Genomic DNA, 7,297 nt, shown 5'->3' with positions numbered 1-7,297 from the left:
TGGCACTGGGCGTGGGCCCCGGCCAGCGCGTGGGCCTGGCGTCGCGGCGCGGTCCGCAACTGATCGTCAGCCTGCTGGCGGTACTCAAGAGCGGCGCGGCGTATGTACCGCTGGACCCGAAATACCCGGCCGAGCGCCTGGCCTACATGCTCGCGGACAGTCGCCTGGACCTGCTGCTCAGCGAAACCGGCTTGCTGACCGATGTGCCGTTGCCGGTCGGGCTGACCCGTGTCGACTTCAGCGCCACGGGCGATGAGCTGGCCGACTGCCCGGCAACCAATCCGCCCAATCACGCGGCGGCGGCGGACCTGGCGTATGTGATCTACACCTCCGGCTCCACCGGCCAGCCCAAAGGCGTGGCCATCGACCATGCCGCCCTCGGCCAGTTCTGCGACAGCGCCGTGCTGTACAGCCAGTTGAGCGCAGAGGACCGCGTGCTGCAGTTCGCGACCTTCAGCTTCGACGGCTTTGTCGAGCAGTGCTACCCGCCGCTGTGCGTGGGCGCGGCGCTGATCATGCGTGGCGATGACCTGTGGGACGCCGGGCAACTGGCGCGCGAGATCGTTGAACAGGGCGTGACCCTGGCCGACTTGCCCGCCGCATATTGGTACCTGCTGGCCAAGGAATGCGTCATGCACCAACGCTCCCTGGGCCGGCTGCGCCAGGTGCATGTGGGCGGTGAGGCGATGTCCGTGGAAGGCCTGCGCGCCTGGCATGCTGCCGGGTTGGGCGGTGTACGGCTGGTCAACACGTATGGGCCGACCGAGGCGACGGTGGTGTCCAGCGTGCACGCGTGCCAACTCGATGATGCCAGCGACGCGTTCGGTGTGCCGATCGGGCGCGCGATTGAAGGGCGCTCGCTCTACGTGCTCGACAGCAGTTTCCAATTGCTGGCGACCGATGGCGTAGGCGAGTTGTGCATCGGCGCCGAAGCCGGTCTGGCCCAGCGCTATTTCGACCGCCCTGCGCTGACCGCCGAGCGCTTCCTGCCGGACCCGTTTTCCGCAGTCCCCGGCGCCCGACTGTATCGCAGTGGTGACCTGGCCCGTTACAACGAGGCGGGTGCGCTGGAGTACGTCGGGCGTATCGACCATCAGGTGAAGATTCGCGGCTTGCGTATCGAAATGGGCGAAATCGAAGCCGGCCTGCAAGCCTTGCCGCAGGTGCGTGAAGCGGCAGTATTGGCGCTGCCGAGCGCCACCGGTACGCAGTTGGTGGCGTACGTGGTGCCCGCTGCGGGCGTCGCCTTGGACACACAGGCACTGGCGGCCCGTTTGCGTCAGTCGCTGCCGGACTACATGGTGCCCGGGCAGTGGGTGGTGCTCGATGCCTTGCCGTTGAACAACAACGGCAAGCTTGACCGCCGCGCATTGCCGGTGCCGGATCTGAACCAGCACACACAAGCCTACGTGGCGCCCCACAGCCCGCTGCAAATCCAGCTGGCAGCGATCTGGCAGGCGGTGTTGCAGGTTGAGCAGGTCGGGCTGGAGGATCACTTCTTCGAGCGCGGCGGCCACTCGTTGCTGGCCACCCAGGTCATCTCCCGGGTCCGGCATGCGCTCAACCTGGAAGTGCCATTGCGCGCGCTGTTCGAACAGCCGACCCTGCGCGCGTTTGCCGACGCCTGCGCGGCGTTGCAGGTGAGCACGGCGCAGCCGTTGGTGGCGCTGGAACGCGACCATCCGCTGGCGTTGTCCTTCGCCCAGGAACGCCAATGGTTCCTCTGGCAACTGGACCCCGCCAGCGCGGCTTATCACGTTCCCACCGCCCTGCACCTGCGTGGTCAGTTGGACATCGCCGCCCTGGAGCAGGCGTTCCAGGCGCTGGTACAGCGCCATGAGCCGCTGCGCACCACCTTTGTCGAGCAGGGCGAGCAGACCCTGCAAGTCATCCATCCCGCCCTGGCAGTGACCATCGAGCGCCAGCGCGTCGAGGTGGCGGCGATCGAGCAGGCGGTGGCCGAGGAAATTCAGCGCCCGTTCGATCTGCGCAGTGGCCCGCTGATGCGCGTCAAATTGCTGGAAGTCGCTGCGCAGCACCATGTGCTGGTCATCACTCAGCATCACATCATCTCCGACGGTTGGTCGATGCAGGTGATGGTCGATGAGCTGGTGGCGCTCTACCAGGGCGACAGCCCATTGCCGGCGTTGCCGGTCCAGTACGCCGACTATGCCCAATGGCAGCGTGACTGGATGGCGGCCGGGGAAAAACAGCGCCAGCTCGATTACTGGTGCACGCGCCTGGGCAGTGAACACCCGCTGCTGGAGCTGCCTCTGGACCATCCGCGCCCGGCGGTGCAAAGCCATCGCGGCGCGCGCCAGAAGATCCATCTGGACAGCACGCTGGTGGCCGAACTCAAGGCGTTGGCCCAGCGTCAGGACGTAACCTTGTTCATGCTGTTGCTGGCCTCGTTCCAGACCGTGCTGCATCGCTACAGCGGACAGTCCGAGATACGTGTCGGCGTGCCGATCGCCAACCGCACGCGCCTGGAAGCCGAACGGCTGGTGGGTTTCTTCGTCAATACCCAGGTCATGCAGGCCGAGCTGCAGGGGCAAATGCCCTTTGCGCAGCTGCTGGCCCAGGTCAAGCAGCGCGCCCTCGAGGCCCAGGCGCATCAGGACCTGCCATTCGAGCAACTGGTGGAAGCCTTGCAGCCCGAGCGCAGCCTCAGCCATAACCCGCTGTTCCAGGTGATGTTCAACCACCAGGACAGCTTGCGCGCCGGCGCCGTGCACGTGCCGGGCCTGGCATTGCAGCCGCTGGACTGGGCCGTTCACAGCACCCAGTTCGACCTGAACCTGGAAACCGAAGAATCCGCCGATGGCCTGTGGGCGTCGCTGACGTACGCCACCGACCTGTTCGAGCCGGCGACCCTGGAACGCCTGGCCGGGCACTGGCATAACCTGCTGCGCGCCGTGGTACGCGATGAATCACAGTCGCTCGACGAACTGGCGATGCTCAGTGCGCCTCAGCGCCAGCAAATGATTGAAGACTGGAACCACACGCCCGCCGACTACCCGCACGAGCAATGCGTACATCAGTTGTTCGAGGCGCAAACGCTCGCCCGGCCGGATGCCACCGCACTGCGCTTCAATGACGTCAGCCTGAGCTACGCCGAACTCAACCGCCGGGCCAATCGCCTGGCGCACCGGTTGATCGCGGCGGGCGTCGGCCCCGACGTGCTGGTGGCGGTGCATGTGGAACGCTCCCTGGACATGGTGGTCGGCCTGCTGGCAACCCTCAAGGCCGGTGGCGCCTACGTGCCGCTCGACCCGCAGTTCCCGGCAGAGCGCCTGGCGTTCATGCTCGAAGACAGCAATGCCCGGGTGTTGCTGACCCAGGCGCATTTGCGCGGTCGTCTCGTACAGCCCCAGGACCTGCTGGTGCTGCTGACCGACGACTGCGACGGTGACGCGCACAACCCTCAGGTGGACGTTACGCCGGAGCACCTGGCCTACGTCATCTACACCTCCGGCTCCACCGGCACGCCCAAAGGCGTGATGGTGCGGCACCAGGCGTTGTGCAGCTTTACCTGCGGCATGGCCGATACCTTGTCCATTGACGGCGATGCGCGTCTGTTGTCGTTGACCACGTTCTCATTCGACATCTTCGCCCTGGAGCTCTTCGTGCCGCTGAGTGTCGGCGCGACGGTGCTGTTGAGCGAGCAGGCCATGGCCCTTGACCCGGAAGCCATCCTCGACCTGGCTCACAACCAGGCAGCCAACGTGCTGCAGGCCACGCCGTCGACCTGGCGCATGCTGCTCGACAGCCCGCGTGCGCACCTGCTGCGCGGTATCCAGTGCCTGTGCGGCGGCGAAGCGCTGCCGGCTGACCTGGCCCAGCGTCTGCTCGATTTGCAGGGCCCGGTGTGGAACCTCTACGGGCCGACGGAAACCACCATCTGGTCGGCGGCCCATCGCTTGCACGAGGCGCAGCCTTTTGTCGGGCGACCTATCGCCAATACCTCGCTGTTTATCCTCAATGCCGGGCTTACCCCCTGCCCGCAGGGCGCGGCCGGCGAGCTGCTGATCGGCGGAGTCGGCCTGGCGCGGGGTTATCACGCGCGGCCGGCACTCACTGCCGAGCGTTTTGTGCCGGACCCGTTCGGCCCGCCAGGCGCACGCCTGTACCGCACCGGCGACCTGGCGCGTTACCGTGAGGACGGCGTGGTCGAGTACATCGGCCGCGTCGACCATCAGGTCAAGGTGCGCGGCTTCCGTATCGAGCTGGGTGAAATCGAAGCCTGCCTGCGGGAGTACCCAGGCGTGCGGGAAGCGGTGGTGCTGGCGGACAACGACCGTTTGATCGCCTACCTGGTGACCACCACGGCGGTGGATTCACAGGCCTGCAAAACCGCGCTGCGCGAGCGGCTGCCGGACTACATGGTGCCGGCGCACGTGTTGCTGCTCGAGCGCCTGCCGCTGACCCCCAACGGCAAGCTCGACCGCAAGGCCTTGCCCAAGGTCGATGCCGGTCAGTTGCACAAGGGCCACCTGGCGCCCGTCACCGCGCGCGAACAACAGGTTGCGGCGATCTGGGCCGAGGTGCTGGAGGTGCCGCAGGTCGGCCTCGACGATCACTTCTTCGAGCTGGGCGGGCATTCCCTGCTGGCCACGCGGGTGGTGTCGCGGGTGCGTCAGGCACTGGCGCTGGAAGTCGCACTCAAGACCCTGTTCGAGCAGCCCCTGCTGGGTGATTTCGTGCGCGCCCTCGGCGAGGAGGGCAGCACCGCACCGGCGCTGCTCAAGGCCGACCGCACGCAACCCTTGCCGTTGTCCTATGCCCAGGAGCGTCAATGGTTCCTCTGGCAACTGGACCCGCAGAGCGCGGCGTATCACATCCCCAGTGCCTTGCGTTTGCATGGCCCATTGAACGAAGCCGCGTTGCAACGCAGTTTCGACACCTTGCTGGCCCGCCATGAAAGCCTGCGCACTCATCTGCGCCAGGAGGCCACGGCTGCGGTGCAGGTCATCGAAGCGGTCGGCCGGATCGCTATCGACCACGGCGCCTGCGAGTACGCCGACCTCAAGGCCACCGTCGCCGCCGAGGTCGCACGGCCCTTCGATTTATTGCGCGGGCCTCTGTTGCGGGTCACGTTGTTGCGCCTGGCCGAGGACGACCACGTGCTGGTGCTGGTGCAGCACCACATCGTCTCCGATGGCTGGTCGATGCAACTGATGGTCGAAGAGCTGGTGCAGCTGTACGCCGCGTTTAGCCAGGGTCAAACCGCGGATCTGCCGGCGCTGCCGATCCAGTACGCCGACTATGCCGTATGGCAACGCAACTGGATGGAGGCCGGCGAGCAAACACGTCAACTGGCCTATTGGCGTGAGCAGTTGGGCGGCGAGCAACCGGTACTGGAGCTGCCGTTCGACTTTCCGCGCCCGGCGCTGCCAAGCCATCGCGGTGCGCGCCTGGGCATCGACCTGGCGCCAGGACTGCTGGAAGGCCTGCGCACCCTGGCGCGCAATGCCGGCGTCACCTTGCCGATGGTGTTGTTGGCGTCCTACCAGGCGCTGTTGCATCGCTACAGCGGCCAGGAAGACGTGCGCGTCGGCGTGCCGGTTGCCAACCGCAACCGCCTGGAGACCGAGGGCCTGATTGGCTTCTTCGTCAACACCCAAGTGCTCAAGGCCGACCTTCACGGGCAGATGAGCGTCGAGCAGCTGCTGCGCCAGGTGCGCCAGCGCTCCCTGGACGCCCAGGCCCATCAGGACCTGCCGTTCGAGCAACTGGTGCAAGCGCTGCATCCGGAGCGCAGCCTCAGCCTGAGCCCGTTGTTCCAGGTGCTGTTCAACCACCGCGTAACGTCCGCCGAGCGTCAGTTGCAGCAGCTGACCGACCTGCACATTGAGGTCCTGGGCTGGGATGACGGCGTGGCCCAGTTCGACCTGGCGCTGGACGTGGAAGAAAGCCCGACGGCGCTGCATGCCTCCCTGAGCTATGCCACCGACCTGTTTGCACCCGCCACCATCGCGCGCATGGCCGGGCATTGGCAGAACCTGTTGCAGGCGATGGTGGCCGATCAGACTCAAGCCATCGGCCAGTTGCGCGTGTTGGATCAGCACGAGCAGCAGCACATCCTGCAACTGTGGAACCGCGCCGATGCCGGCTATCCGTCCCAGCGGCTGGTGCATGAGTTGGTCGCCGACCGTGCCCGGGAGACCCCGGATGCTGTCGCGGTGAAGTTCGATGCGCACACCCTCAGTTACGCAGAACTCGACACCCAGGCCAACCGCCTGGCTCATGCGCTGATCGCCCGTGGCGTCGGCCCGGAAGTGCGCGTGGCGATTGCCATGCCGCGCAGTGCCGAGATCATGGTGGCGTTCCTCGCGGTGCTGAAGGCCGGTGGCGTGTACGTGCCGCTGGATATCGAATACCCGCGTGATCGCCTGCTGTACATGATGCAGGACAGCCGGGCGCAATTGCTGCTCAGCCATACCCGCGCCCTGGCGCAACTGCCGGTCCCCGATGGGCTGGAGACCCTGGCGATTGACTGCAGCGAGCAATGGGCGCAGTGCAGTGACCGCGCGCCGAATGTGGCGCTGGACGGCGACAACCTTGCCTACGTGATCTACACCTCCGGTTCCACCGGCATGCCCAAGGGCGTGGCGGTGTCCCACGGGCCACTGGTGGCGCACATTATCGCCACCGGCGAGCGCTATGAAACCCGCCCGGCCGATTGCGAACTGCACTTCATGTCATTCGCCTTCGACGGCGCCCATGAAGGCTGGATGCACCCGTTGATCAATGGCGCCAGCGTGCTGATCCGCGACGACAGCCTGTGGCTGCCGGAATACACCTATGAACAGATGCACCGCCACAACGTGACCATGGCGGTGTTCCCACCGGTGTACCTGCAGCAACTGGCCGAACACGCCGAGCGCGACGGCAACCCTCCAGCGGTGCGCGTGTACTGCTTCGGCGGGGATGCAGTGGCCCAGGCCAGCTACGACCTGGCCTGGCGCGCGCTGAAGCCGACCTACCTGTTCAACGGCTACGGCCCCACCGAAACCGTGGTCACGCCGCTGCTGTGGAAGGCGCGCAAGGGTGACCCGTGCGGCGCCGTCTACGCGCCCATCGGCACTTTGCTCGGCAACCGCAGCGGCTACGTGCTGGACGCGCAGCTCAACCTGCAACCCATCGGCGTGGCCGGTGAGTTGTACCTGGGCGGCGAGGGCGTGGCCCGGGGTTACCTGGAGCGTCCGGCGTTGACCGCCGAACGTTTCGTGCCGGACCCGTTCGGCAAGCCCGGCAGCCGCGTGTATCGCAGCGGCGACCTGACCCGTGGGCGTCC

1 protein-coding gene is annotated in these 7,297 nt (G+C 66.5%); it reads left to right on the top strand.

Annotated features, from left to right (window positions below; translation table 11 throughout):
• Positions 1–7,297, top strand: a 7,297-nt coding sequence (locus BFP96_RS06100; RefSeq protein WP_139113352.1) for a non-ribosomal peptide synthetase, incomplete at both ends; no start/stop codon positions are given.

The sequence above is a fragment of the Pseudomonas sp. 34 E 7 genome, from assembly GCF_900005715.1.
In the GTDB taxonomy this organism is placed as follows: domain Bacteria; phylum Pseudomonadota; class Gammaproteobacteria; order Pseudomonadales; family Pseudomonadaceae; genus Aquipseudomonas; species Aquipseudomonas orientalis_A.
Note: the sequence above shows the minus strand (reverse complement) of the source record. Positions and strands in the feature narration are given on the sequence as shown.